The organism is Phyllobacterium sp. P5_D12, from assembly GCF_054049495.1.
This window is the reverse complement of the sequence record NZ_JBFUMG010001056.1, coordinates 1-824: the sequence shown is the minus strand read 5'-3', so window position 1 is coordinate 824 and position 824 is coordinate 1. Positions and strand designations below refer to the sequence as shown.

Below are 824 nucleotides of genomic sequence, written 5' to 3'. Positions count from 1 at the left end.
TGATAGATCAGGCCGCGGTTGTGATAGGCGCGTGCGTCTGTCGTGCTCAACTGGATGGCTTGGTTGAAATCATTCAGAGCCTGATCCAGTTGCCCTTGTTGGCGATAAAGGTTGCCCCGGCCAATATAGGCGGCATCGTATTGCGGATTGATCTGGATTGCCTTGCTGTAGTCCGCCGCTGCCTGTGCCGTGTTGCTCATGTTGCGATAGACGAGCGCGCGATTGGCGTAAGCTTGGTAGAAATTGGGGTTGAGCTGCAGCGCTGTATTGAAATCCTTGATTGCGTCATTGTTCTTGCCGGCACGACCATAGGCCGATCCGCGGACATTATAGGCTTCCGGATCTTTTGGATTGTTGCGGATAACGTCGTTAAGCGAGCTGATATTCTCGGTGGAACCCTGCGCCTTGTCGATGCCAGTCATGTCAGTGGTCGAGGTGCTCTGGCATCCAGCGATCGCAAGCGTGAGAACAGAGGCAATGACGAGTCCCGTGACACGTACTGTCTTAGGGGCCGCCCAGATTGCGCGATGTGAGGCCAGTTCAACCGGATGTGTCATGTCTTATGTGTCCCGTTCAATGAAAAGCCGTAAAGGCCTTATTGTTCCGATGGCACCAAACGAAAAAGGGCGGTGTGACGCAAGCCACTCCACCCCGTAATCGGGTCAAGGCGTCGATAAATCGAAGATCAACGAGCCGCTGAAGCGCGAACCGGTGTCTTTTTCACAGGCATTGGAAGAAGGCCTTCGCGCTGGGCCTGCTTGCGAGCAAGCTTGCGGGCGCGGCTGATTGCCTCTGCCTTCTGGCGGGCGCGCTTGATCGAAGGC

1 protein-coding gene and 1 pseudogene are annotated in these 824 nt (G+C 55.6%); both read right to left on the bottom strand.

The genetic code is table 11. The features are described 5' to 3' along the window. Positions 1 to 557, bottom strand: a 557-nt coding sequence (locus ACXJ5O_RS28670) for a tetratricopeptide repeat protein (protein ID WP_457302867.1), incomplete at its 3' end; no start/stop codon positions are given. A 128-nt stretch (positions 558 to 685) separates the two neighbouring features. Continuing rightward, positions 686 to 824 (bottom strand): annotated as a pseudogene (locus tag ACXJ5O_RS28665) (30S ribosomal protein S21); the annotation flags it as partial.